The organism is Kribbella sp. NPDC031520 (genome assembly GCF_055580825.1).
The window spans coordinates 584,225-606,644 of record NZ_JBVIKS010000006.1 but is presented as its reverse complement, the minus strand read 5'-3'; the positions used below and the strand labels follow the sequence as shown (position 1 = coordinate 606,644).

At 69.9% G+C, this 22,420-nt stretch carries 21 protein-coding genes; 14 read left to right on the top strand and 7 right to left on the bottom strand.

Annotated features, from left to right (window positions below; translation table 11 throughout):
* The first annotated feature begins 29 nt into the window (after positions 1–29).
* The 3 genes from ACZ5BU_RS31870 (at position 30) to ACZ5BU_RS31860 (ending at position 4,316) form a co-directional block, all read left to right on the top strand.
* Entirely contained in the window at positions 30–1,502 is a 1,473-nt protein-coding gene (locus tag ACZ5BU_RS31870; RefSeq protein ID WP_465704143.1) for a peptide MFS transporter, read from the top strand.
* 69 nt (positions 1,503–1,571) lie between these two features.
* Entirely contained in the window at positions 1,572–2,657 is a 1,086-nt protein-coding gene (locus ACZ5BU_RS31865) for a flavin-containing monooxygenase (protein WP_465704142.1), read from the top strand.
* Positions 2,658–2,690: 33 nt separating this feature from the next.
* A complete protein-coding gene (locus tag ACZ5BU_RS31860; RefSeq protein ID WP_465704141.1) occupies positions 2,691–4,316 on the top strand; it encodes a LuxR C-terminal-related transcriptional regulator in 1,626 nt (541 codons plus the stop codon).
* Here ACZ5BU_RS31860 and ACZ5BU_RS31855 read toward each other — a convergent pair.
* Positions 4,301–5,839, bottom strand: a complete 1,539-nt coding sequence (locus tag ACZ5BU_RS31855; RefSeq protein ID WP_465704140.1) for an FAD-dependent monooxygenase — start codon at positions 5,837–5,839, stop codon at positions 4,301–4,303. The genes ACZ5BU_RS31860 and ACZ5BU_RS31855 overlap by 16 nt on opposite strands.
* Before the next feature lie 50 nt (positions 5,840–5,889).
* Between ACZ5BU_RS31855 and ACZ5BU_RS31850 the strand changes: the two genes are divergently transcribed.
* The gene (locus ACZ5BU_RS31850; protein WP_465704139.1) at positions 5,890–6,531 is read left to right on the top strand and encodes a TetR family transcriptional regulator; all 642 of its coding nucleotides are present in this window, start codon (positions 5,890–5,892) and stop codon (positions 6,529–6,531) included.
* A gap of 34 nt (positions 6,532–6,565) precedes the next feature.
* Entirely contained in the window at positions 6,566–7,090 is a 525-nt protein-coding gene (locus tag ACZ5BU_RS31845) for a hypothetical protein (RefSeq protein ID WP_465704138.1), read from the top strand.
* Here ACZ5BU_RS31845 and ACZ5BU_RS31840 read toward each other — a convergent pair.
* Positions 7,065–8,069: a pirin family protein gene (locus ACZ5BU_RS31840; RefSeq protein WP_465704137.1), complete on the bottom strand. Its 1,005-nt coding sequence runs from the start codon at positions 8,067–8,069 to the stop codon at positions 7,065–7,067. The genes ACZ5BU_RS31845 and ACZ5BU_RS31840 overlap by 26 nt on opposite strands.
* Positions 8,066–9,109, bottom strand: a complete 1,044-nt coding sequence (locus tag ACZ5BU_RS31835; RefSeq protein ID WP_465704136.1) for a PHP domain-containing protein — start codon at positions 9,107–9,109, stop codon at positions 8,066–8,068. The genes ACZ5BU_RS31840 and ACZ5BU_RS31835 overlap by 4 nt, the downstream gene beginning before the upstream one ends.
* A 197-nt stretch (positions 9,110–9,306) precedes the next feature.
* Here ACZ5BU_RS31835 and ACZ5BU_RS31830 point away from each other — a divergent pair, with 197 nt between their 5' ends.
* From ACZ5BU_RS31830 to ACZ5BU_RS31805, 6 genes are all read left to right on the top strand, one after another.
* Positions 9,307–10,524, top strand: coding sequence for a PucR family transcriptional regulator (locus ACZ5BU_RS31830; protein ID WP_465704135.1), 1,218 nt, complete (start codon positions 9,307–9,309; stop codon positions 10,522–10,524).
* Positions 10,525–10,603: 79 nt separating this feature from the next.
* On the top strand, positions 10,604–11,797 hold the full coding sequence (locus ACZ5BU_RS31825; protein ID WP_465704134.1) for an acyltransferase domain-containing protein: 1,194 nt from the start codon (positions 10,604–10,606) through the stop codon (positions 11,795–11,797).
* Positions 11,794–12,783 (top strand): beta-ketoacyl-ACP synthase III, encoded by a 990-nt coding sequence (locus tag ACZ5BU_RS31820; protein ID WP_465704133.1) that lies wholly within the window; start codon positions 11,794–11,796, stop codon positions 12,781–12,783. The genes ACZ5BU_RS31825 and ACZ5BU_RS31820 overlap by 4 nt, the downstream gene beginning before the upstream one ends.
* 75 nt (positions 12,784–12,858) lie before the next feature.
* Positions 12,859–13,107 carry an acyl carrier protein gene (locus ACZ5BU_RS31815; RefSeq protein WP_130380551.1) on the top strand — a complete coding sequence of 83 codons (249 nt, stop codon included), beginning with the start codon at positions 12,859–12,861 and terminating at the stop codon, positions 13,105–13,107.
* Positions 13,108–13,235: 128 nt separating this feature from the next.
* The gene (locus ACZ5BU_RS31810) at positions 13,236–14,471 is read left to right on the top strand and encodes a beta-ketoacyl-[acyl-carrier-protein] synthase family protein (protein WP_465704132.1); all 1,236 of its coding nucleotides are present in this window, start codon (positions 13,236–13,238) and stop codon (positions 14,469–14,471) included.
* Between the two features lie 69 nt (positions 14,472–14,540).
* Positions 14,541–15,968: a carboxyl transferase domain-containing protein gene (locus ACZ5BU_RS31805; RefSeq protein ID WP_465704131.1), complete on the top strand. Its 1,428-nt coding sequence runs from the start codon at positions 14,541–14,543 to the stop codon at positions 15,966–15,968.
* 392 nt (positions 15,969–16,360) lie between these two features.
* On the opposite strand, the gene ACZ5BU_RS31800 is transcribed toward ACZ5BU_RS31805, so the two are convergent.
* Complete coding sequence (locus tag ACZ5BU_RS31800) at positions 16,361–16,858, bottom strand: DUF3145 domain-containing protein (protein WP_350850966.1); 498 nt, start codon at positions 16,856–16,858, stop codon at positions 16,361–16,363.
* Between the two features lie 264 nt (positions 16,859–17,122).
* On the opposite strand from ACZ5BU_RS31800, the gene ACZ5BU_RS31795 reads away from it, so the two are divergent.
* Positions 17,123–18,028, top strand: coding sequence for an acyl-CoA desaturase (locus ACZ5BU_RS31795; protein ID WP_465704130.1), 906 nt, complete (start codon positions 17,123–17,125; stop codon positions 18,026–18,028).
* Positions 18,029–18,103: 75 nt separating this feature from the next.
* On the top strand, positions 18,104–18,376 hold the full coding sequence (locus ACZ5BU_RS31790; RefSeq protein WP_465704129.1) for a hypothetical protein: 273 nt from the start codon (positions 18,104–18,106) through the stop codon (positions 18,374–18,376).
* Positions 18,377–18,412: 36 nt separating this feature from the next.
* On the opposite strand, the gene ACZ5BU_RS31785 is transcribed toward ACZ5BU_RS31790, so the two are convergent.
* From ACZ5BU_RS31785 to ACZ5BU_RS31775, 3 genes are read right to left on the bottom strand one after another with little or no spacing between them, the layout of a single operon-like run.
* Complete coding sequence (locus tag ACZ5BU_RS31785) at positions 18,413–19,366, bottom strand: VWA domain-containing protein (RefSeq protein WP_465704128.1); 954 nt, start codon at positions 19,364–19,366, stop codon at positions 18,413–18,415.
* Positions 19,366–20,328, bottom strand: coding sequence for a DUF58 domain-containing protein (locus ACZ5BU_RS31780; RefSeq protein ID WP_465704127.1), 963 nt, complete (start codon positions 20,326–20,328; stop codon positions 19,366–19,368). Before ACZ5BU_RS31780 ends, ACZ5BU_RS31785 begins: the two co-directional genes overlap by 1 nt.
* 29 nt (positions 20,329–20,357) lie before the next feature.
* A complete protein-coding gene (locus tag ACZ5BU_RS31775) occupies positions 20,358–21,392 on the bottom strand; it encodes an AAA family ATPase (protein WP_465704126.1) in 1,035 nt (344 codons plus the stop codon).
* 172 nt (positions 21,393–21,564) lie between these two features.
* Here ACZ5BU_RS31775 and ACZ5BU_RS31770 point away from each other — a divergent pair, with 172 nt between their 5' ends.
* Positions 21,565–22,416, top strand: coding sequence for a hypothetical protein (locus ACZ5BU_RS31770; protein WP_465704125.1), 852 nt, complete (start codon positions 21,565–21,567; stop codon positions 22,414–22,416).
* Positions 22,417–22,420 lie beyond the last annotated feature (4 nt).

Below are 22,420 nucleotides of genomic sequence, written 5' to 3'. Positions count from 1 at the left end.
AGCAACGATCTTCCGGGGAGCGGTGCGAGATGGCCGAGACGAAGCAAGCCGAAGCGGAGAAGACGTTCTTCGGACATCCGCGGGGCTTGATGACGCTGTTCACCACCGAGTTGTGGGAGCGGTTCAGCTACTACGGGATGCGCGCGATCCTGCTGCTGTACCTGACCGACAAGGCGCACGGGCTCGGGCTCGGTCAGTCGCTCGGGCAGGCGGTGGTGTCGATCTACGGTGCCTCGGTCTACCTGCTGTCGGTGCTCGGCGGCTGGTTCGCGGATCGCGTCTTCGGCGCCCGCCGTACGGTGCTGTACGGCGGGAGCGTGATCGTCGCGGGACATCTCTGCCTGGCGCTGCCGTCGACCGGTCCGGCGTACGCCGGGATCGCACTGGTTGCCCTCGGCACCGGTCTGCTGAAGCCGAACGTGTCGGCGATGGTCGGGACGCTGTACGAGCAGGGCGATCCGCGGCGGGACTCGGCGTTCTCGATCTTCTACATGGGGATCAACATCGGCTCGTTCACGGCGCCGTTCGTGGTCGGGTTCCTGCGCCGCGAGTTCGGGTTCCACGTCGCGTTCGCGGCGGCCGCGGTCGGGATGACGCTGGCGCTGATCGCGTACCTGCTCGGCCGCCGGACGCTGCACGGGCGCGGTGACACCCCGCCGAACCCGCTGACCGCCGAGGACCGGCCGACGATGATCAAGGTGTCGATCGCGGTACTGGCGTTGCTCGCGGTCGTGTTCGCCTGGTCGGCCTGGCGTTCCGGCGGCATCGGACCGAAGCCGGTCGTCGACGCGATCTCGTACCTGTGCTTCCTGGCCCCGATCGCGTACTTCGTGATGCTGCTGCGCAGCCCGCTGGTGACGCCGGTGGAGCGGCAGCGGGTGCGCGCGTACATCCCGCTGTTCGTCGCGGCGATGCTGTTCTTCATGCTGTTCGAGCAGGCCGCGACCACGCTCACGTCGTTCGCCGCGGACCGGACCCAGCTGAAGCTGCTCGGTGCGGAGATCTCGCCGGAGTTCTTCCAGTCGGTGAACCCGTTCTCGATCATCGTGCTGGCGCCGGTGTTCGCGGTGATCTGGATCCGGCTCGCCGACCGCGGGCCGTCGATCGGGCAGAAGTTCGCCACCGGGCTGCTGCTGGCCGGGATCTCGTTCGCGGTCATGTCGCTCGCCTCGTCGGTTGCCGGGAGCAACCTCGCGTCGCCGTTCTGGCTGGTCGGCGTGTACGTGATCCAGACGCTCGGCGAGCTGTTCCTGTCCCCGGTCGGCCTGGCGGCGACGACCCGGCTGGCGCCGCGGGCGTTCCTCAGCCAGATGATGGCGCTGTGGTTCCTGGCTCCAGCGGCCGGCCAGGCGATCACGGCACAGCTCGTCCAGGCGACCCAGGGGGCGTCGGACACGGCGTACTTCGGTGGGCTGGCGGTGGTGACGATCGTGGTGGCGTTCGTCGTGTTCGCGCTTGCGCCGTGGATCCGCCGGCACACCGACGTGCGAGAAATGTCGTAGTCCGGGCCGCTGCGGGATTGGGTATTCCGTCCGACGCGGTGGGTGGGCCGGGATTCCTACCGTCGAGGCATGAACACGATCATCATCGGCGCGGGACAGGCCGGGCTCGCCACCGGTTACCACCTACAGCGGCTCGGTGAGCCGTTCACGATCCTCGACGGCAACGCACGGCTGGGCGACCAGTGGCGTTCGCACTGGGACAGCCTGCGGTTGTACTCGCCGGCGAAGTACGACGGGTTGCCCGGCCTCCCGTTCCCGGGTGAGCCGTGGCACTACCCGGGCAAGGACGAGGTCGCCGACTACCTCACGTCGTACGCCGGGCACTTCGGGCTGCCGATCCGGCACAACGCGCGGGTCGACCGGCTGGAGCGGCTCGACGACCAGTGGGTCGTCACGGTCGGACCGGATCGACTGATTGTCGACAATGTTGTTGTCGCCACCGGGACGTTCGGGCGTACGCCGTACCTGCCGGACTTCGCGGTCGACCTCGATCCGGCGATCCGGCAGCTGCACTCGTCGGAGTACCAGCGGCCGGGACAGCTCAAGGACGGGCCGGTACTGGTCGTCGGCGGGTCGCACTCGGGGACGGACATCGCGTACGAGGTCGCGGAGTCGCATCCGACGATCCTGTGCGGGCGTGATCCCGGGCAGGTGCCGTTCACACCGGGGCAGCCGAGTCAGGCGTTCTTCTGGCCGGTGTTGCTGTTCGTGTGGCGGCATGTGCTCACGCGGCGGACGCCGATGGGGCGCAAGGAGATGGGGAACGTCCGGCACCACGGTGGTCCGATGATCCGGGTCAAGCGGGCCGACCTGCTCGCCCGTGGGGTCGAGCGGGTGCCGGCGCGGGTCACCGGGACGCAGAACGGCCGGCCGATGCTCGCCGACGGGCGCGTGCTGGACGTCGCGAACGTGGTGTGGGCGACCGGGTTCCGGCAGGTGTTCGACTGGATCAAGCTGCCGGTGGTGGGTGCGGACGGGTGGCCGCGCGAGTACCGCGGGGTGGCTGAGGACGCGCCGGGGCTGTTCTTCTGCGGGTTGTCGTTCCAGTACGCGTTCAGCTCGATGGTGTTGCCAGGGGTCGGGCGGGACGCGGGGTACGTCGCGCGGCGGATCGCGGCGCGGTCCCACGCGGACCGGAGCCTTGCCGCCGCCTGATCCAGAGGCGCATGCTCCCACCAGGGGCATGCGATGGGGATTGTGGACGATCTGCGGCAGGCACGCCGGGCCTACGAGGAACGGGACTGGACAACGGCCGCCGACCGGTTGTCGGTGGCCGAGCCAGGCGCGTTGACCGCTGCTGATCTGCTCGCGCTCGCCACGGCGGCGTACCTGATCGGCGACAACGACGAGTGCATCCGCGCGCTACAACGCGGCTACCGGCTGCAACTTGCGGGCAATCACGCGCTCGGCGCAGCGCGGTTCGCCTTCTGGCTGGGCTTCGTGTTCAACATGCGCGGTGAAGCAACCATCGGGAACGGCTGGGCGGCCCGCGTCGAACGGTTGCTCGCCGATCAGACGGAGGACGTCGTGGAGCGCGGGTACCTGCGGATTCACGACTTCTTCGGCCGGCTGGCGCACGGCGACTTCGCCGGCGCGGTGCGGTCCGCGGACGAGATCGTCGAGGCCGGCCGGCGGTTCGGTGATCCGGACCTCCTCGCCCAGGGCCTCGTGTGCCGCGGGCGGATGCTGATGCACACCGGACACGTACCGGAGGGGCTGGCGATCCTGGACGAGGCGATGGTCAGCGTGGCCGCCGGCGAGCTGTCACCGATCTTCGCGGGCAGCGTCTACTGCGCGATGATCGAGGGTTGCCAGGAGGTCCAGGACTTCGCGCGGGCATCCGCGTGGACGACGGCCCTGACGCGCTGGTGCGACAGTCAGCCGGACCTGGTGCCGTTCACCGGGCAGTGCGCCGTACATCGTGGTCAGATCCTTCGGCTGCATGCGGCGTACCCGGAGGCGCTGGCGGAGTTCGACGACGCCTGCAGGCGGTATGCGGCGGACGGCGCCGACACCGCTGCTGGGCTCGCGATGGGTGAGCGCGGGGACGTGCTCCGGATCCGCGGCGACTATCCGGCGGCGGAGGCGTCGTACGACGAAGCGGCCAGGTACGGGTACGAGGCGCAGCCCGGGCGGGCGTTGCTGATGGTCGCGCGCGGGCGCATCCCCGGGGCCGTCGCCGCCGTCCGCCGGCTCCTCGCCGAGACCCCCGACCCGGTGCAATTGTCGCGGTTGCTGGCCGGTGCGGTCGAGGTACTGCTTGCCGGTGATGCAATGCCGGATGCAGACAATGCGGCAATCCAGTTGTCGACAATCGGCCAATCGTTCGGATGTGTGGGTCTGCGCGCGTCGGCGGCGTACTGCGTCGCCCTCGTGGCGCTCGCCAACGGCGACCCGGATCGTGCACTGCCCGCGGCCCGCACGGCGACCCGGCTGTGGGGTGAGCTGCGGGCGCCGTACGAGGTGGCTCGTGCGAAGGTCCTTGTCGGGCGGGCCGTCCGGCTACTCGGGGACGAGGACTCGGCGACGGCCGAGCTGATCGCAGCGTGCCGTACGTTCGCCGAACTCGGCGCGGTGCCGGCCAGGTTGGACGTCGAGCGGCTGGTCGGCCGCAGTACGGCCGGCGGACTCACCGGCCGCGAACTCGAGGTCCTCCGCTTGGTTGCTGCAGGCAACAGCAATACCGAGATCGCGCACCGGCTGGTGCTGAGCGACAAGACCGTCGCCCGGCACCTCACCAACATCTTCACGAAGCTGTCGGTACCGTCCCGCACCGCGGCCGCCGCCTACGCCCACGATCACGACCTGCTCTGACCCAGCCAGGTCGACAGCGCCTCGTCGAGTCCGGTCGTGGTGCCGTCCTCGGTGGCCCAGGCGACGTGGCCGTCCGGGCGGATCAGTACGCCGGTGAGCCGACCTGCGTACTTCGTGGTCAGCACCCGGACCCGCCCGGACGCCGCGTCGCGCAGCCGCGCCGAGTCCGCGAGGTCGAGCAGCAGGGCCTTTCCGTCGGACAGATGCTCGCCGAGCCGCGTACCGTCCGCGAACTCCAAGTCGGGAGCACTCGTGCCGACCAGCTCGTGCTCGCCGTCGATCGTGTACCGGTGCAGCACCCCGGACAACTTCTTCGCCAGGTACGTCGAACCGCTCGGCGTGTTGAGGAGGTCCGTCACGACGTCGCGCAGTGCCGCGGTACGGAAATCCGTACGCATCAAGGCGATCTGCGCCCGGGTCCAGTCGAGCACCCACTCGCCGACCGGGCGCCGTTCGGTGGTGTAGGTGTCGAGCAGACCGTCCGGCGCCGTGCCCTGGATCGTCGCGGCGAGCTTCCACCCGAGGTTGACCGCGTCGCCGATCCCGAGGTTCAACCCCTGGCCGCCGAACGGCGAGTGCACGTGCGCGGCATCGCCGGCGAGCAGCACCCGGCCCTTCCGGTACGACGTCGCCTGGCGCGCGTTGTCGGTGAATCTGGTCGCCGACAGCAGCTTCGTGACCGTGACGTCGACGCCGGTGACGCGGCGCAGGCTGCCTTGGATCTCCTCGGCGGTGATCGGGGCGTCCCGGTCCTCCGGCGGCCCGTCGAACTCGACGGTCAGGATCCGGCCCGGGACCGGTCCGTGGGCGTAGATGCCGGTCGCGGTGTAGTTCCAGCTGGGCTTGAGCCCCTCCGCGCCCTCCAGCTCGACCATCGCCTGCCGTCCGGTGATCGCCGGCTCGGTCCCCGGGAAGTCGAACCCGGCGAGCTTCCGTACCAGGCTCCGCCCGCCATCACAGCCAACGAGCCACCCGGCGCGGACCTGCGTATTGTCAACAATCCCATTGTCGACGCTGCCGACGCTGCCGGCGCGGCTGAGGCGAACGGTGACCCCTTCGTCGCCGGCGTCGAAGCCGGTGACCTCGACCCCACGCCGTACCTCGACACCCAGCTCCGCCGCCCACGCCCCCAGGACGGCCTCGAGCGCCTGCTGCCCGATCACGACGACCGAGGCCGCCGGACCGGCGTCCCGGAAGTCCGGGTCCTCGAAGTCGATCCCCGCGCCGCTGACCATGATCCCGGCGAAGTGCCCGGCCGGCCGCGGTCCGCTCGGCGCCTTGCCGCCGCGGAACGCCTTCATCTGCTCGAACGCCTGCCGCTGCACCTCCTGCAGGGCCGGCAACAGGCCGCGGCGGTACAGCGCCTCGGCGGTCGGCACGTTGATCGAACCCGCCTTGATCGTCGGGTCGATCTCGAGCAGCCGCTCGACCACGAGTACGTCCAGTCCGGCCAGCCGGAGTTCACCGGCGAGCATCAGGCCGACCGGCCCGCCCCCGGAGATGACTACGTCTTTGGTGTCCATGAACAGAATCTTAGACCGAGTACAAAATTTGGTCCAGTATAATTCTCGTCATGGCCGAGCAGGGACTGCGCGAGCGCAAGAAACAGGCGACCCGGCGGATGATCGCGGACATCGCCACCGGGCTGTTCGTGATGCGTGGGTTCGACGCCGTCACGGTCGCGGAGATCGCCGAGGCCGCCGGGGTGTCGAAGATGACGGTCTTCAACTACTTCCCGCGGAAAGAGGACCTGTACCTGGACCGGCACCTCGACCGGCTGCGTGAGCTCGAGTCGGTCGTTCGCGACCGTCCGGCCGGCGAGCCGGTGTCGGTTGCGATGCGCCGCTACCAGCACGAGCTACTGGCCGCCCGGCACCCGCTGTCCGGCGCGATCGAGGGAGTGCGCGGTTTCTGGAGCGTGCTGCGCGAGAGCCCGGCCCTGGTGAGCCGGATGGTCGAGCAGGAGCACGAGATCGCCGAACTGCTGGCCGGCCTGCTGATCGAGGAGACCGGCGACGAGTTCAGGTCCCGCCTGCTCGGCAACCTGCTGACCGCGACGATCACCACCATCTGGCACACCGCGGTCGGCCGGATCATCGCGGGCGACGACGTCGAGCAGGTTCGCCGCGACCAGGTGGCCGTCATCGACGACGCCTTCGACGTACTGGAACGGGGAATCGGTCGTCGGAGGGAGGAGCTTCACTCCGAGGGGTGAGGCGGCATGCGGCCGGTACGCCGATGCTCGGAACGTGAGTACAACAGAACGCCCCGTCCCCCGCTGGGCCTACCACCTCGCCCACGTGGTCCCGTTCCTCACGCTGCCGTCCGGGCTCTGGCGGCTCGGCCTGGTGTTCGGCTCGTCGATGGGCATGCTGGACGACCACGGGCAGCCCACCTACGCGGGCGGCATCGGCACCAAGGTGTACATCGTCTCGCTGACGATCTTCTCCGAACTGGTCGCACTGACCACCCTCGGCCTGGTCAGCCGCTGGGGCGAGGTCGCACCCCGCTGGATCCCGTTCATCGGCGGCCGCCGCGTGCACCCGTACGCCGCGATCGTGCCGGCTGTCCTCGGATCGCTGTCCCTGGTGGCGATCTGGACCTACGGCTTCCGCGGCGCCTACACCGGTCACTTCATCCCGTTCAGCAGCACGCCGTGGAAAGCGCTGATGCTCGCCCGCTACACGCCGCTCAACTTCTGGGGTCCGGCGCTGCTGGTCGTCACCTGGGCATACTACCGCCGACGGGTCAGCGCGCCCGCGGTCTCGGTCTGAGCGTGGTCGCGGGCAGCGGTGGCGCCGGCAGCGGATCGCCTTCGTAGCCCGGAACCATCGGGAAGCGAGGATCGCCGGTGGCGATGGCGGTCTGCCAGGCGTTGCGGGCAGCAACTATCTCTTCATGGGACCGGCCAATGAAGTTCCACCACATCACGAGCTCCTCCTCGAACGGTTCACCACCGAGCAGGAGGAAGCGCACACCGTTGTCGGAGGCAACCAGTTCGATCGAGTCGCGACCGGAGCCGAGGTACGTCATCTCGCCGAAGCCCGGCGACAACTCGCCAACTTTGAGCGATCCGTCGACCACCAGAACGGCGTACTCGTTGGACGGGGTGAGCGGGAGCTCCAGGGTGCGACCGGGGTCGACGGTGACGTCGGCGCCGACCAGCGGGGTGTATGCGGGCGCGGGCGACGTGACGCCGGCAACGGTGCCGACCATCACGGTCGCGTGCGCGCCGTCGAGGTCCAGCTCCGGGAGGTCGGCGTACGCGTCGAAGGCCGGCGGGGTCGTCGTACGGACGCCGTCCGGCAACGCGACCCACAGCTGCGCGCCGTGCAACGTCGGCGGAGCGTCGGGCGTCGAGACCTCGGAGTGCGCGATGCCGTTGCCGGCGGTCATGATGTTCAGCTCGCCGGGGCGGACGAAGGCGTGCGAGCCGACGCTGTCGCGGTGCTCGATCTCGCCCTCGAACAGCCAGCTCACCGTCTGCAGGCTGGTGTGCGGATGCGGCGGTACGTGCATGCCGCGCTCGCCCGGTACGTCGTACGGGTCGACGCGCTGTGTCAGGTCGTCCGGTCCGTAGTGGTCGACGAAGCACCACGCGCCGACCATCCGGCGGTTCTTGTTCGGGAGCAGGCGGCGTACCTTCGTGGTCCGGCCGAGCACCACCTCACGGGCTTCGAGCATCTCCAGCGCGGGGCCTTCGCAGTCGCCCGTACCGATCAGCTCAGCCGGATCCTTCTCGAGATCGCTCATGATGCTGTCCAATCCAACAGGACCTGCTGGTCCCACGTGTTGATGATGCGCTCCGGCGTGACCCCGCAGTCTTCGGCGCGTTCGCAGCCGTACACCTGCCAGTCCAGTTGCCCAGGCGCGTGCGCGTCGGTGTCGATCGAGAACAGGCAGCCCGTCTCGACCGCCATCGACAGCAGGCGTTTCGGCGGGTCCAGGCGTTCGGGGCGGGAGTTGATCTCCACCGCCGTACCGAACTGGCGGCACGCCTCGAACACCACCTCGGCGTCGAACTCCGACTCCGGCCGGGTACCTCGGCCGCCGGTGATCAGCCGGCCGGTGCAGTGTCCGAGGACGTCGACGTGCGGGTTCGCGATCGCGCGCACCATCCGTTCGGTCATCGGCTCGGACGGCATCCGCAGCTTCGAGTGCACGCTCGCCACCACGACGTCCAGCCGGGCCAGGATCTCCGAGTCGCAGTCCAGTGTGCCGTCCTCGTTGATGTCGACCTCGATCCCGTTCAGGATCGTGAACCCGTCCAGCTCGTCCTTCAGTTTCTTGTTGAGCTCGGCAACGACCTCGAGCTGCTGCAGGCGCCGTTCACGGGACAGGCCGTTGGCGACGGTGAGCCGTGGCGAGTGGTCGGTGAGCGCGATGTACGAGTGCCCGAGGCGGTGCGCCGTACGGGCCATCTCCTCGATCGGGCTGCCGCCGTCGGACCACTCCGAATGCAGGTGCAGGTCCGCCTTGAGGTCGGCGCGCAGCCGGTTGCCGGCTGTGGTCAGCTCGCCCGCCGCCTCCTCCAGCTTCACCAGGTACGACGGGGTGGCGCCGTCCATCGCCTCGACGATCACGGCCTCGGTCTTCGGGCCGATCCCGGGCAGTTCGGTCAGCGTGCCGGCCCGGCGGCGCGCCCGGATCTCGGTGGCCGGCAGCGCCGCGATCGTGTCCGCCGCCCGCCGGTACGCCTTCACCCGGTGCGTCGGCTGCCGGTCCCGCTCCAGGTAGTACCCGATCGCCCGCAACGCCGCGACCGCATCCTCGACCCCCGCCTTGTCCGTCATACGCCCATCTTCCGCCATTTGCCTGGCCAACCCACCCACTCGGGGGTTCCACAGCCCACAGCCCACTCCGGAACCCCGCATTTGCCTGGCTTACCCACCAAACCAGGGGTTCCACAGCCCTGACGCAGGTGTGCAACCCCCGACTTGGTGGGTCAGCCAGGCAAATGGGGCGAGCCGGGTGGGGTTAGGGTCTGAGCGTGGTGGAGCGGGCGGGTGCGGCGCACCTGGTGCGGGCGGACCGGTTGCAGGCGGCGACCGGGGCGCTCGCGACCGCGGCGATGGCGGCGATGGAGGCCAAGTTGCCGTGGTTCGCCAAGTTGTCGGCGCAGGACCGGTCCTGGATCGGGCTGGTCGCGCAGTCCGGGATCTCGGCGTTCGTCGACTGGTTCCGCGACCCTGAGGCGCACTCGTCGATGCCGACCCGGATCTTCGGCTCCGCGCCGCGCGAGTTCACCCGGGTGATCTCGCTGCACCAGACCGTCGACCTGGTGCGGACCACGATCGAGACCATCGAGACCACGATCGGCACCCTGCTGCCGCCGGCCGACGTACCGGTCGTGAACGAGGCCATCCAGCGGTACGCACGCGAGGTCGCCTTCGCCGCCGCCACCGTCTACGCGCAGGCTGCCGAGATGCGCGGCGCCTGGGACGCCCGGCTCGAGGCATTGCTGGTCGACTCGGTGATCCGCGGCGAGACCGACGAATCGGTCCGCTCCCGCGCCTCAGCCCTCGGCTGGACCGGCGGCATCGGTACGACGGGATCCGCGGAGGTGGCCGTCGTCGTCGGCCGCGCACCGGCCGCCGAGACCCCCGCCACCGGCAGCTCGAACGTCGTGGACATGGTCCGGCACGCCGCCCGCGAGGCCGGTGCCGACGCGCTGTGTGCGGTCCAGGGCGACCGGCTGGTGGTGGTCCTCGGCGGGACGAGCAAACCTGTCGAGATCGTACAAAAGCTCGCCCACTGGTTCGGTCCCGGCCCGATCGTCGTCGGACCCGTGGTCAAGGACCTGATGTCGGCGGTCACCTCGGCCCGCGCGGCGATTGCCGGACTTCGCGCGGTGGTCGCCTGGCCGGGTGCGCCGCGGCCCGTGTACGCGGACGAACTGCTGCCCGAACGGTCACTCTCCGGAGACGGCCACGCCCGCCGGCAACTCGCGAACGAGGTCTACGCCCCGCTCACCGCAGGCGACGGCGCGCTCCTCGACACGGTCTCGGCGTACCTGGACTCCGGCGGCTCGATCGAGGCGACGGCCCGGACGTTGTTCGTACATGCCAATACCGTCCGGTACCGGCTGAAGCGTGTGGCGGACCTCACGGGCTACAACCCGCTGAATCCCCGCGACAGTTTCACGTTGCGTGTCGCACTGACCTTGGGCCGCCTGCTCAGCCCGGAGCCTGGCCAGCCGGTTTTGTAGGATCTCCACAAAAGAGCCCCGGTAGAATTCGTGCTCGGCGTGCGGCTCGGGGCGGGCCCGGCTGAGGGAGAGTGGTGTCGTGCTCGTCATCGTCGCGCCCGGTCAGGGTGCCCAGACCCCAGGATTCCTCGAGCCGTGGCTGGCGGATCCCGTGTTCGAGAGCCGGCTGAACTGGCTCTCCGCGGTCGCCGGTCTCGACCTCGCCCACTACGGCACCGAAGCCGACGCGGACACGATCCGGGACACCGCGATCGCGCAGCCGCTGCTGGTCGCGTCCAGCATGCTCGCGGCGCTGGCAGTGTTCCCGCACCCGGGCGACGCGTTCGCCAAGGTCGGTGCGGTCGCCGGGCACAGCGTCGGTGAGCTCGCCGCCGCGGCCGGTACGGGCGTACTCACGGCCGAGCAGGCGATGGTCCTGGTCCGCGAGCGGGGCAAGGCGATGGCCGCCGCGGCCGCGCTGACGCCGACCTCGATGACCGCCGTACTGGGTGGCGACCGGGACGAGATCCTGGCCAAGCTCGCCGAGCACGGCCTGACCCCGGCGAACGACAACGGCCCCGGCCAGATCGTTGCCGCCGGCACCGTTGACGAGCTGGCCGCGCTGGCCGCCGACCCGCCCGCGAAGGCCCGGCTGATCCCGCTGTCGGTGGCCGGTGCGTTCCACACCCGGCACATGGAGCCCGCGGTCCAGACGCTGGCGAAGTACGCGACCGCGATCAGCACCCACGACCCGCGGACCCGGCTGATCTCGAACCGGGACGGTCACGTCGTCCACGACGGCCGGGGCGTTCTGCAGCGGCTCGTGCACCAGGTCAACGCGCCGGTCCGCTGGGATCTCTGCATGCAGACCATGTCCGACCTCGACGTGACGGGCATCCTCGAACTGCCGCCGGCGGGCACGCTGACCGGGATCGCGCGCCGCGCTCTCAAGGGTGTCGAGACGTTCGCGCTGAAGACCCCGGACCAGCTCGACGACGCCCGCGCGTTCGTCGAGAAGCACGGCAGCCCGTCCGAGATCGACGCCTCCCCCACCTGGCGCCTGCTGGTCGCCCCGATCAAGGGCACCTTCACCCGGGAGGCCGCCGTACGGCGGGAGTCCGGGGACACCGTCGCGGCCGGTGAGGTCGTGGCGAAGGTGGCGAGCCTGCGCGACGAGGTCGAGGTGACCGCGCCGCACGGCGGCATCGTGGTCGAGTGGCTCGCCGAGGAGGGTGACCCGGTCGCACCGGGCCAGCCGCTGCTCCGCCTGCACCCCGCCGGGTCGGCCTCATGATCACCGCGTCGACCGGCGCGCAGTACGCCGGCATCCTCGGGATCGGGTCCTACCGGCCGCGTCGCGTCGTACCGAACTCGGAGATCCTCGAGCAGATCGACTCCAGCGACGAATGGATCCAGACCCGGTCCGGGATCAAGGAACGCCGCTGGGCCGGCGACGACGAGACCGTGCTGATGATGTCGGTGAACGCCGCCAAGGACGCGATCGCCGAGTCCGGGATCGACCCGGCGCAGATCGGCTGCGTGATCGTCGCGACCGTCACGCACCTGTACCAGACACCCGCGATCGCGACCCGGGTCGCGGTCGAGGTGGGCGCCCCGACGGCCGCCGCGTTCGACATCTCGGCGGCCTGCGCGGGCTTCTGCTACGGCGTCGCGATGGCGAACGACCTGGTCCGCGGCGGCAGCGCGAAGTACGTGCTCGCGATCGGCGTCGAGCGGCTCAGCGACATCACCGACCGGACCGACCGCAGTACGGCGTTCATCTTCGCCGACGGCGCCGGTGCCGCGATCGTTGGCCCGGCCGACGAACCGGGGATCGGGCCGGTGGTGTGGGGCTCGGACGGTACGCAGCACCAGGTGATCAGCCAGAAGGAGTCCTGGCAGGAGGTGTTCGGCAGCTTCAACTGGCCGCACCTCACGATGGACGGCAATCCGGTGTTCCGCTGGGCGTCGTTCGAGATGGCCAAGACCGCGCAGCAGGCGCTGGACGTGGCCGGCGTGAAGGCCGAGCAGCTCGACCTCTTCGTACCGCACCAGGCGAACATGCGGATCACCGACGCGATGCGCCGGGCGCTCAAGCTGCCCGAGCACGTCAAGGTCGCGCGCGACATCGAACGGCAGGGCAACACGTCGGCCGCGTCGATCCCGCTCGCGATCACCGCGATGCGCGAGAACGGCGAGGCGAAGAGCGGCGACCTCGCGCTCATCATCGGCTTCGGGGCCGGGCTGGTCTACGCCGCCCAGGTCATCAGGCTGCCGTAGTCCATAGTTGTCCGGGGCGGCTCAGGTGGCCGAACCGGCAGTAAGTCAGCAGAAATCCGAAAGGGAAACCAAGAGATGGCCAGCACCGAAGAGATCCGTTCCAGCCTCGCCGAGATCGTGAACGAGATCGCCGGCATCCCGGTCGAGGACGTCCAGCTGGACAAGTCCTTCACCGACGACCTCGACGTCGACTCGCTCTCCATGGTGGAGGTCGTGGTGGCCGCCGAGGAGAAGTTCGACGTGAAGATCCCCGACGACGAGGTGAAGAACCTGAAGACCGTCGGCGACGCGGTCGCGTTCATCGAGCGCGCCCAGAACGGCTGACCTCCGCCGTCATCCGTTGCTGGCCGGGGTGCTCGTCGGACCCGTTCGATGAGCACCCGCACCGGCACTGCAGTAACCACCCCCTCGCTCCCCAACCGCACAACGCTCATGTGAAGGATGAGGTAACCATGCCGAAGACCCGAGTCGTCATCACCGGGCTCGGAGCCACGACGCCGCTCGGTGGCGACGTGGCCAGCTCCTGGGAAGGGTTGCTGGCCGGGCGTTCCGGCGCACGGCGGCTGACCGACGAGTGGGTGCAGAACCTGGCCGTGCAGATCGCGGCGCCGGCCGCGGTCGAGCCGACCGAGGTCATCGAGCGGGTCAAGGCGCGCCGCCTGGACCGGACCGCGCAGCTCGCTGTGGTCGCCGCTCGCGAGGCCTGGGCCGACTCCGGCCTGGCCGACTCCGGGCTGGACAAGGAGCGGCTCGGTGTCGCGGTCGCTTCCGGTATCGGCGGCCTGCACACCACGCTCTCGAACTACGACGCCCTCCAGCAGAACCCACGCCGGGTGTCGCCGCTGGCGATCCCGATGCTGATGCCGAACTCGTCGGCCGCGTACGTGAGCCTGGAGTTCGGCGCGCAGGCCGGCGTACACACCCCGGTCTCCGCCTGCGCCTCCGGCAACGAGGCGATCTGGCTCGGCCTGGACCAGATCCGGCTCGGCCGCGCGGACGTGGTGATCGCCGGTGGCGCCGAGGGCGCGATCATGGCGCTGCCGCTGGCCGCGTTCGGGATGATGCAGGCGCTCAGCAAGCGCAACGACGACCCGGAGCGGGCGTCCCGCCCGTGGGACGTGGACCGGGACGGCTTCCTGCTCGGTGAGGGCGCCGGCATCCTGATCCTGGAGTCGTACGAGCACGCCAAGGCGCGCGGCGCGAAGATCTACGCCGAGCTCGCCGGTGCCGGTATCTCCGCCGACGGCCACGACATCGCGCAGCCTGACCCGACCGGCTCGGGCGCCCGGCGGGCGATGCTGCGGGCGCTGTCCGAGGGCGACCTGACCCCGGCGGACATCTTCCACATCAACGCGCACGCCACCTCGACGCCGCAGGGCGACATCGCCGAGTCGATCGCGATCCGGCAGGCGCTCGGCAAGGACGCCGACCACGCGGTCGCGACCGCGCCGAAGTCGATGATCGGCCACCTGCTCGGCGGCGCCGGTGCGGTCGAGTCGATCGCCACCGTACTGGCCCTGCACCACCGGGTCTCGCCGCCGACGATCAACGTCGACAAGCTCGACGACCAGATCGAGCTGGACGTCGCGACCGAACAGCGCAAGCTGCCCGAGGGCGACATCGCGGCGCTGAACAACTCGTTCGGCTTCGGCGGCCACAACGCCGCCATCGCCTTCAAGTCGGTCTGACCGACTCGCCGCCCGGCGTCCACCGGCGCCGGGCAGCACCTCAGTTCCTCACCCACCCCCGGAGGACGCATGACGACCACCGCCGCAGCCAAGCCGGCCAAGCTCCCCCGGGAACTCGACCCACGCAACCCGATCAGCCGGCTGACCAACCTGCTCGATCCCGGCAGCCTGGAGCTGATCACGCCGGACAACCTGTCCGGGATGGTCGCGGCCCGCGGCACGGTCGAGGGTGCGGCCGTGGTCGCGTTCTGCTCCGACGCGACCGTGATGGGTGGCGCCATGGGCGACGAGGGCTGTGACGTCGTCGTGCGAGCGTACGAGGTCGCGCGTGCCGAAGAGGTGCCGATCATCGGGCTGTGGCACTCCGGTGGCGCCCGCCTCGCCGAGGGTGTGCTCAGCCTGCACGCCGTCGGCAAGATCTTCTACGCGATGACGCAGGCATCAGGGAAGATCCCGCAGCTGTCCGTCGTACTAGGACCGGCGGCCGGCGGAGCGGCGTACGGCCCTGCGCTCACCGACATCGTCATCCTCGGACCCGAGGGCCGGATCTTCGTCACCGGTCCGGACGTGGTCCGTTCGGTCACCGGCGAGGACGTCGACATGCTCCGGCTCGGCGGTCCGGAGCCGCACGGCCGGCGGTCCGGCGTCGTCCACATCACCACCGACTCCGAGGCGGCCGCCCTGGAGCAGGCCCGGCGGCTGACCGACCTGCTCGCGAACCAGTGCACGATCTCCACCGACATCCCCGACACCGACCTGTCCGGATACCTGCCGGAGTCGGCGAAACGCGCGTACGACGTGCACCCGCTGGTCGGCGGGGTGCTCGACGAGGACTCCCCCGTCGAGCTGCACCAGCGCTGGGCGCCGAACATCGTCACCACCCTCGGCCGGCTCGGCGGGCGTACCGTCGGTGTGATCGCGAACAACCCGCTCCGGCTCGGCGGCTGCCTGGACGCGCTGTCCGCCGAGAAGGCGTCCCGGTTCGTCCGGATGTGCGACTCCTTCGGCGTGCCGCTGGTCGTCCTGGTCGACGTACCGGGTTATCTGCCGGGTGTCGGTCAGGAGTGGGACGGCGTCGTACGACGGGGCGCGAAGCTGCTGCACGCGTTCGCGGAGGCCGTCGTACCGCGGGTGACGCTGGTGACCCGGAAGACGTACGGCGGGGCGTACATCGCGATGAACGCCCGGTCGCTGGGCGCGACCCGGGTGTTCGCGTGGCCGCGGGCCGAGGTCGCCGTGATGGGCGCGGTGGCCGCCGTCCGGGTGCTGCACCGGCGCCGGCTGGCCGAGGTGGACCCGGAGCTGCGGCCCCAGGTCGAGGCCGAGCTGGCGGCCGAACACGAGAAGATTGCCGGCGGCATCGACCGCGCCCGGGAGATCGGCGTCGTCGACGAGGTCGTGGAGCCGACGCGGACCCGTACGGCCCTGGCTACGGCGCTGGCGAAGGCCGAAGCGGGCGGCCCGATCCGCGGTGCCCACGGCAACATTCCGCTGTAGGACAAAGCCACGGTATTGAACAGCCTGAAGGGCGCGAACCCTGAGGTTCGCGCCCTTCACGTGGTGCGGCCGCTGTTGTTGACAACCACCGGGGGTGTCCCGACACCCGGTGGCCCAGCGGCCACGGCCCCTCCCACCCTTGTGCAACGTCAGATGCTCAGTTTCACCGAAAAGTTCGAGGAAAGCTCTGTACTTCACGGCTTTCTTCAGAAGTTCTCAGGATCTGCTTAGGTCCTGTCTGGTGATCCAGCGCCGTAGCGAGGAGGTGCTCGGTGCGGTGCATCGGCGCGCGGGGGCGAAGGTCTCGATGCGGAGCATCGTGGCCTTTGCACCCGTGCGGCGAGGTGCCGTGCCGAGTGCCCCGCAGTAGGCGATGGATTGCCAGACAGGGCCTAAACGACCTGGTGCAGCCAGCGCACCGGGGCGCCGTCGCCGGCGTACCGGAAGGGCTCGAGTTCGTCGTCCCAGGGGCGGCCGAGCAGGCGCTCGACCTCTTCGGTCAGGTCGGCCTCACCGGCGGCCGCCTTCAGCATCGCGGCCTTCAGCCGCTCCTCCGGGACCATGATGTCGCCGTGCACGCCGGTGGTCGCGTGGAAGACCCCGAGCTCGGGCGTGAACGAGTACCGCTCGCCCTCGACGCCGTTGCTCGGCTCCTCGGTGACCTCGAACCGCAGCTTCTGCCAGCCGCGCAGGGCGGACGCCAGCTTGGCCGCGGTACCGGCCTCGGCCTGCCAGGACAGCTCGGCCCGGTACGTGCCCTGGGCCGCTGGTTGCGGCGTCCAGTCCAGTTTCACGGGCACGCCAAGGATGCCGCCCGCGGCCCACTCGACATGCGGGCACAACGCTGACGGCACCGTGTGGACGTACAGAACGCCACGAGTCGTCGCCACCGGGACCTCCTGTGCTCGAGGGGCGCCTTCCCCAGCGTTCTCGAAGCAGCTCGTCGATCTCGGTGCTTGTTCAGTACTCAATCTCGCAGGGCACCACAAGATCACCCGCGAAACTCTGGACCATCTTGCACCACCGCCACCGCGAACACCAGTAACCTCGCCGTGTCAACCACATCACCATCGTGTCGCGACGACAGGTAGCGTGCGGGACGACCGAGCTACACACTGGGGCTCAGAACGGCCTGCCTGGGTACTGGAGTGGACATGGGTGAATTCCAAGCCGTCGGCGGCAAGCTCGAGCGCGGCCTCATCTGGGTTTTCATCGTGGTGCCGACGCTCGCACTCGCACCGGCGATCTTCTTCGCGTGGGGCGGCTGGATCGGCTGGCGCGACATCGTGCTGCTGGTCGCGTTCTACGTGATCACCACCACCGGTATCGGCGTCGGCTATCACCGGCACTTCACCCACGGATCCTTCAAGAGCACGCGTGGCCTCAAGATCGCCCTCGCGGTCGCCGGGAGTCTGGCGCTCGAAGGTCCGCTCATCCGCTGGGTAGCCGACCACCGCAAACACCACAAATTCTCCGATCGGGAGGGGGATCCGCACTCGCCCTGGCGCTACGGCACGACTGCGTGGGCGGTGACGAAGGGGTTTGTCTTCGCCCATGTCGGGTGGGTGCTGTGGGGGCAGGATCGTGCCGACCCCAAGCACTACGCCCCGGACCTGCTGTCGGACCGCGACCTGGTGTCGGTCTCGCGGCACTTCCGTCCGCTGGTTGCGATCTCGCTCCTGGCGCCGGCGCTCCTCGGTGGGCTGTGGGACAGGTCGTGGCACGGTGCGGCGACCGGATTCTTCTGGGGAACTCTCGTCCGGATCGCCCTGATGCACCACGTCACGTTCTCGATCAACTCGATCTGCCATGTGACGGGCCACAAACCCTTCGTCTCCCGCGACCGGGCGGGGAACGTCTGGTGGCTGGCGATCCTGAGCCAGGGCGAGTCCTGGCACAACCTCCATCACGCCGATCCCACCTGTGCACGCCACGGCGTACTCAAAGGTCAGATCGACATCAACGCGTGGATCATCAGGCAGTTCGAACGGTTCGGCTGGGCCTACGACGTCAGGTGGCCGAACCAGGAACGCCTCGAGCGAAAGCGCGCCGCTGCGTGACCGAGGCGTAGACTGCGCACCATCCGGAATCGATGACATCCCACGCCGAGGTGCCAGACGATGAGGCGATGCCCGATGACCATCCGACCACGGCCCAGCCTGCTCAACATCGAGCGGCGCACGTCAGCCGATCAGGATCTCCTACATCTGTACGGCGAGGTCACGTGCGCGCGCGAAGCCGATCGACTGGCTCGCAGTACGCCGCGTACGGACAGCATCTTCCGTCGCGACTCGCTGCGCATCGCCATCTCGCTCAACGCCTACGCCAGGGCACTGGAGCGGTACGGGTTGCCCGTACCGCAAGGAATCAGCGAGGAACTTCGCCTGCGCAGTGGCTTGGCGTCATGACCGGGTGACGGCAGACCGCATTTGAGCGCAGTCGGCCTACGGGAAGCGGGTGGCCAACGCGATGCAGGCGCCGGCCGCGGCCAGGGTCAGGAGCATCGCGATGCCGGCGAACCGGGCGGTGATCTCCTTGTCGACCTTGTCGTAGCCGACCGACGAGCCGATGTCCTTGTAGACGTCCTTCAGTTCGCCCGCGGATTCGGCCGTGTACGCCTCGCCGCCGCTGATCTCGGCGATGCTGCGCAGCTCGGTACGGTCCGGTGGGACGCGCTGCCGGATGCCGTCCATCTCGATGAAGCCGGAGTCGGTCCCGAAGCAGATCGTGTAGATCGGGGTGTTCTTCGCCTTCGCCGCCTGTGCGCCTTCCTGCGCGGTACGGCCGACGGTCCGCTTGCCGTCGGACAGCATCACGATCCGGGCCGGTGCCGGGTCGTTCGGGTGCGCCGGGTCCGCAGGAACCTGGGTGAGCGCCTGCAGCGACGTGAAGATGCCCTCACCGGTCGCGGTCGACTCGGCCAGTTCCAGCCCGTCGATCGACCGGTCGACCGTGGCCCGGTCGGTGGTCGGCGGCACGATGATGGACGCCGTACCGGCGAAGTTGACCAGTGCGACGTTGAACTTGGCCGGCAGCGAGTTCACGAACTCCTTGGCCGACTCCTTCGCCGCCTCCAGCCGGTTCGGCTCGATGTCGGTCGCCATCATCGACAGCGAGACGTCGATCGCGACCACGATCGTGGCCCGCTCGCGCGGCACCTTGACCTGGTCCTTCGGCTGCGCGAACGCGACGATGCAGGACAGCGCGGCCAGCAGCGCCAGCCCGACGGCCAGGTGCCGCCGCCACTGCGGCCGCCGCGGCGCGACCCGGTCCAGCAGCGCGATGTTGGTGAAGCGCAGCGCGTACTGGGAGCGACGGCGCTGGAGGAAGATGTACCCCGCGACGACCAGCGGGATGAGCAGCAGGAACCACAACCGCCCTGGAGACAGGAACTGCATCAGCGAGCCACTCCCTTCGGCGGTTGGTGCAGGCGGGGCGCGACCCTCCGGTACGCGAGCACGAACCGCACGGTGTCCGCGACCCAGTCCCGGTCGGTGCGCAGTACGAGATGTCCCGCACCTACCCTACGCAAGGCGGCCCTCGTTCGTTCCCGCTGCGCCAGCGCGGCCACCGCGAAGGCTTCGCGGACCTTGCGCCGGCGGGTGTCGATCTCGCGGACCTCGCCGGTCTCGGGGTCACCGATCGTGACCACGCCGATGTTCGGCAGCTCGAGCTCGCGCGGGTCGACGATCTCGACCGCGAGCACCTGGTGCTGGGCCGTCAGCTTGCGCATCGCCCGCTCCCAGGACGGCTCGATCTGGCTGGCCACCTCACCGTCCTGCGGGGTGAGGAAGTCGGAGACGATGACCCGCAGACCGCGCTTGCGCTGCGTCCGCGCCATCGACTCCAGCGCTGCGGCCAGGTCGCTGCGGTGCGCTTCCTGGTCGCCGTCGAACTGCTCGGCCAGCAGCGCGCGCAGCAGGCCGTACAGCGCCAGGCGACCGGAACGGGCCGGCCAGCGCCGGAGCGCCGAGTCGCGGAGCATCAGCCCGCCGAACCGGTCACCGAGCCGGTGCGTCAGGAACCCGACGGTGGCAACGGCCGCGACGGCGAGCTCGCGCTTCTCGAGGTTCGACGTACCGAAGTCCATCGAGGCGGACAGGTCGACCAGCGCCCAGGTCTCCAGCTCACGGTCCGCGATCAGGTCGCGGACGTGCGGGATCGTGGTTCGCGCGGTGACCGCCCAGTCCATCCGGCGGACGTCGTCGCCGACCTGGTACTCGCGGGCCTCGGCCAGCTCCGTACCGGGACCCGGCAGCAGGCCGAGGTGCTCGCCGTGCAGGTAGCCCTCCAGCCGCCGTACGACGGTCAGCTCCAGCCGCCGCAGCGCACGCTCGGGAGCGAGCTGCGAGATCGTCATCGCAGCTCGTGGATCGGGACGGTTCTGCACTAGACGAACTCCGGGCGGCCGGTGCCGTCGGCGCCGTCGCGCCAGACCGGCTGCGGCGGCGGGACGGTGGCCAGGATCCGCTCGATCACGGCCCGCGGGTCGATGTTGTCCGCGACCGCGTCGAAGGTCAGGCCGAGCCGGTGGCCCATCACGTCCAGCGCGACGGTCTGGATGTCGCTCGGCAGCAGGTAGTCGCGACCATGGATCAGGGCCAGCGCGCGGCCGGCCGCGATCAGGCCCAGGGTGGCGCGCGGGCTGACACCGAGCTCGATGATCGGCTCGAGGTCGGGCAGGTGGAAGTCGGTCGGCGTCCGGGTCGCCATCACCAGGCGGACGGCGTACTCCGCGACCAGGTTGTGTACGAACACCTGCTCCGCGGACCGCTGCAGCTCGAGGATCGTCTCCGGCTTCAGCACCTGCCGCGGCTCCGGCGGGTCGACGCTCATCCGGCGGAGGATCTCGAACTCCTCGTGCCCGCGCGGATGCGGTACGTCGATCTTCACCAGGAACCGGTCGCGCTGGGCCTCGGGCAGCGGGTAGACGCCCTCGGACTCGATCGGGTTCTGGGTGGCGATCACGATGAACGGCTTCGGCATCGGGAAGGTCTGGCCGCCGATCGACACCTGCCGCTCGGCCATCAGCTCCAGCATCGCCGACTGCACCTTGGCCGGCGCGCGGTTGACCTCGTCGGCGAGGACGAAGTTCACGAACGTCGGGCCGAGCTCGATGTCGAACGCCTCGCGGGTCTGCCGGTAGATCCGGGTGCCGACGATGTCGGAGGGGACCAGGTCCGGGGTGAACTGGATCCGGGCGAACGAACCGCCCACGACGCTGGAGAACGTCCGGACCGCGAGCGTCTTCGCGACACCCGGAACGCCCTCGAGCAGACAGTGACCCTTGGCCAGCAACGACACCATCAGGGTCTCGACCATGTGCTCCTGGCCGACGATCACCCGCTTGACCTCGCCGATGGCCTCACCGATCAGCCGGGACTGCTGGGCCACCGTTCCCGCCGGCACCGTGGTTTCGGTCATCCCTGTCCTTCCGGGGCCCGCGTACGGGCCTTGTCATTCCCCACTTGCAACACCGGCCATTCCATCAGATCCCCGGGGCCAGGGCCCGCAGCGCCCCGTCCCATCCTGCCCCCGCGACCCAAATCGGTCCTGTCGCGACAGTGCTACCAGGCATGTGGTGGGATTGGGGGTGATGACCGCGACCGAATCCCAGACCGAGGTGCAGCCGGCCGCCGAGCCGGAGCCGCAGCCTGCGCTGGAGATTCCGGAGGCGCTCCCGCTGCAGCCCGAGGACCCGCCGCGGGTCGGCGAGTTCTGGCTGCGCGGCCGGCTCGGCGCAAACGCGGCCGGTTACCTGTACACCGCCAGCACCGACGACGGCCGGGACGCGATCGTCGCGATGATGACCGAGGGCTCCGCCGACGACGCCGCCGCCCGGGAGCGGTTCGTGAACGCCGTCGACGACCTGCCCGAGGACGCCGTACTGGCACACAACGATGCCGACGACGACGATCTCGCGCTCTGGGCCGCGATCGGGCCGATCCGCGCCGACGACGGGTCCAGCGCGGCGTCCGACGAACGGCTGATCGCCGAACGTCGCGGCGAGGACATCCTGTCCGCGGTGCTGATGGACCGGCTCCCGCAGCCCGGCAAGCTCCGTGGCCCGGACTTCCGGCACTACTGGGAGAGCCGGCGGCGTCCCGGGCTGTTCCGGATCTGGCCACTCCCCTGGCCGGACGCCCTGCGGCCCGCCTCCCGCTGGGCGCTGGCGCTCGCGTTGCTGACCATGGCCGTGATCATGGCGCTCGCGGTGTTCCTGGCCTGGCTGCTGTTCCGGAACGCGCCGCCGCTGGAGCCGCCGCCCGTAGTACCGACCCCGACGAACACGGCGACCGTCACGGTCACGCCGACCACCCCGCCGCCGGGGAGCACGTCGCCGAGCGGCAGCCCGACGGTGTCGGTGACGCCGACGACCGGAGTTCCGACGCCAGGACCGACCGATTCACCGAGTGGTACGGCTACCGATCCCGGATCGAAGTTCTAGCTGA

Coding starts and splice junctions, on each gene's coding strand:
- ACZ5BU_RS31775 (WP_465704126.1), bottom strand. CDS start 21,392: ATGACCGAAACCACGGTGCCGGCGGGAACGGTGGCCCAGCAGTCCCGG.
- ACZ5BU_RS31790 (WP_465704129.1), top strand. CDS start 18,104: ATGACCATCCGACCACGGCCCAGCCTGCTCAACATCGAGCGGCGCACG.
- ACZ5BU_RS31870 (WP_465704143.1), top strand. CDS start 30: ATGGCCGAGACGAAGCAAGCCGAAGCGGAGAAGACGTTCTTCGGACAT.
- ACZ5BU_RS31835 (WP_465704136.1), bottom strand. CDS start 9,109: ATGACGGACAAGGCGGGGGTCGAGGATGCGGTCGCGGCGTTGCGGGCG.
- ACZ5BU_RS31855 (WP_465704140.1), bottom strand. CDS start 5,839: ATGGACACCAAAGACGTAGTCATCTCCGGGGGCGGGCCGGTCGGCCTG.
- ACZ5BU_RS31810 (WP_465704132.1), top strand. CDS start 13,236: ATGCCGAAGACCCGAGTCGTCATCACCGGGCTCGGAGCCACGACGCCG.
- ACZ5BU_RS31820 (WP_465704133.1), top strand. CDS start 11,794: ATGATCACCGCGTCGACCGGCGCGCAGTACGCCGGCATCCTCGGGATC.
- ACZ5BU_RS31865 (WP_465704142.1), top strand. CDS start 1,572: ATGAACACGATCATCATCGGCGCGGGACAGGCCGGGCTCGCCACCGGT.
- ACZ5BU_RS31815 (WP_130380551.1), top strand. CDS start 12,859: ATGGCCAGCACCGAAGAGATCCGTTCCAGCCTCGCCGAGATCGTGAAC.
- ACZ5BU_RS31795 (WP_465704130.1), top strand. CDS start 17,123: ATGGGTGAATTCCAAGCCGTCGGCGGCAAGCTCGAGCGCGGCCTCATC.
- ACZ5BU_RS31780 (WP_465704127.1), bottom strand. CDS start 20,328: ATGACGATCTCGCAGCTCGCTCCCGAGCGTGCGCTGCGGCGGCTGGAG.
- ACZ5BU_RS31850 (WP_465704139.1), top strand. CDS start 5,890: ATGGCCGAGCAGGGACTGCGCGAGCGCAAGAAACAGGCGACCCGGCGG.
- ACZ5BU_RS31770 (WP_465704125.1), top strand. CDS start 21,565: ATGACCGCGACCGAATCCCAGACCGAGGTGCAGCCGGCCGCCGAGCCG.
- ACZ5BU_RS31860 (WP_465704141.1), top strand. CDS start 2,691: ATGGGGATTGTGGACGATCTGCGGCAGGCACGCCGGGCCTACGAGGAA.
- ACZ5BU_RS31840 (WP_465704137.1), bottom strand. CDS start 8,069: ATGAGCGATCTCGAGAAGGATCCGGCTGAGCTGATCGGTACGGGCGAC.
- ACZ5BU_RS31785 (WP_465704128.1), bottom strand. CDS start 19,366: ATGCAGTTCCTGTCTCCAGGGCGGTTGTGGTTCCTGCTGCTCATCCCG.
- ACZ5BU_RS31805 (WP_465704131.1), top strand. CDS start 14,541: ATGACGACCACCGCCGCAGCCAAGCCGGCCAAGCTCCCCCGGGAACTC.